2 protein-coding genes are annotated in these 1,863 nt (G+C 27.2%); both read right to left on the bottom strand.

The genetic code is table 11. The features are described from left to right. Positions 1–685: hypothetical protein (locus NZ841_08390; GenBank protein MCS7202778.1), on the bottom strand; the 685-nt coding region annotated here is incomplete at its 3' end. After that, a complete protein-coding gene (locus tag NZ841_08385) occupies positions 664–1,473 on the bottom strand; it encodes a hypothetical protein (GenBank protein ID MCS7202777.1) in 810 nt (269 codons plus the stop codon). The genes NZ841_08390 and NZ841_08385, both read right to left, overlap by 22 nt. Positions 1,474–1,863: the final 390 nt, after the last annotated feature.

Raw genomic sequence — 1,863 nt, 5'->3', positions numbered from 1 at the left:
TAACATTCTGATAAGCATAAGGTATTACAAGTTTTTCTATATATTTTGAATCTGTGCAAAAAACCTTCTGAGGACTAAGAGGTCTGTTTTCTATTTCATATATGGAAAACTCGTAGATATCATTCCTTTCTGCAAACTTATAAAGATTATACAAAACTACTATTGGATCTAACTCAGGATCTCCTTCTTTTATAACAATCCTTTCTCTACCTTCTTTTTTAACTATTCCTTGTTTTAACTCATTGCCAATAGGAGTTCTCTCAAAAGTTCCTACAAGACTACACGAAGCATTTTTTATAGATCTATTTAATTTCCCGTAGAAATCGCCTAAAAAAGTATCAATTTGACTCTTTTTATAAACCCCTTTAGAAAAATTTGACCACCATTTGAATAAATTTGAATTATAAACCAAATTGCACCATAATATACACCAAACTAAATAAGAATTTCTATTTAAGAGGGAAATTAATAAATTATAAAAAAAGAAGTTTAATCTATTTTTTGATCTATTTTTTTCTAAAATTTCTGTATCTTTTAGATAAAATCTTAATGCTAATAGCTGTTTAGGTCCAAGAGAATTATTATCAAAAAAATCATCCCCTTTATTTAAAAAATCATTTAGCCACTCTTTCCTCAGTCCAAAAGAGGAGTATTTACTTATACCTATAATTTCTTTTGTTTCCATATTAACCTCTTAAGTAACTCCACATAGTCCTTAGTACTTTCTAAAAGGCTTATATTATCCAAATCTGCTATTATTTCTACATAGATGTATTTTCTAAATTTATCACTTAAATAACGCAAAATATTCTCCAAGGCATCACGAGAAATGCCAAAAAGTAAATAAGGTCCTCCCTCTTTATTATCTTCTCTATAAAACTCTGAAACTGTAAGTCTGTATCTGTTTTTAGAAATGGCATATCTATAAAGAGAGTATAAAACTGCAATAGGATGAATATCGTTTGTTCCTATCTTTTTAACAATCCTCATTCTTCCAACTTTTTCTATTACTCCTATTTTTAATGTTTTTCCTAATGGAGTATTCTCAAAAGTATTTAGAAGGGAATTGTATGCATTTTTTATGGTTATTTCAGATAATTGAGGATAATTATATTTTATAATATTTATTATTTCCTGTTTATTTAACACTTTTCCCCAATCAAAATTTTTTAAGTATGATGCGACTAATTTCGAATTATAAAAAAGATTGATCCAAATAATTTCCCAAAATAATTCAGAATCAATATCTTTATGGAATAATAATTTTGTTAATCCACTAATTAAATAGGAAGATTTGTTTTTTTCAATCAATTCAGAATCTCTTAACCATAACAACATTGATTTATATTGTGCCTTTCCTAAATTATTTTTCTTAAACCATAAATCCGTATCTCTCGTAAATACTTTTAACCACCTATCTTTTAATCCTATAGAGTTGTATCTATTTAAACCAACATTTCTCAATTGTTTCATTTTTTTCTCTCCTTACAAGTTATTGATCCTTTAAAAATCATCCCAATATTCTTCATAGAAGACAGGTCGTGGAGAAGGAAGATTATTATCTGAGGCACTTACTAATTTAACTCCCCCTGTTTCCTCATCCCATTCCACTTTATACACTATTAATACTCCTAAAAATATCTTTAATGATATTATATCAAAAATTAAGCTAAATTTAATTATATTTATAAAACATTTGTATGGTCAAAATAAGACCTTTTATAATTAGAGTTAAAAAAAATAAGGGGGGATAAATCCCCCCAAAATCTTATTAATTGAAAGTCAAATTATAACTTAGAATTCTAACTCCTCTACCACCAAGGGGATCATTTCTTTCACTATCACCAATATAAGGAGGAAGAT

Source organism: Dictyoglomus sp. (assembly GCA_025060475.1).
Taxonomy (GTDB): domain Bacteria; phylum Dictyoglomota; class Dictyoglomia; order Dictyoglomales; family Dictyoglomaceae; genus NZ13-RE01.
The sequence above is the reverse complement of the archived record's forward strand: the minus strand, read 5'-3'. Positions and strand labels throughout refer to the sequence as shown.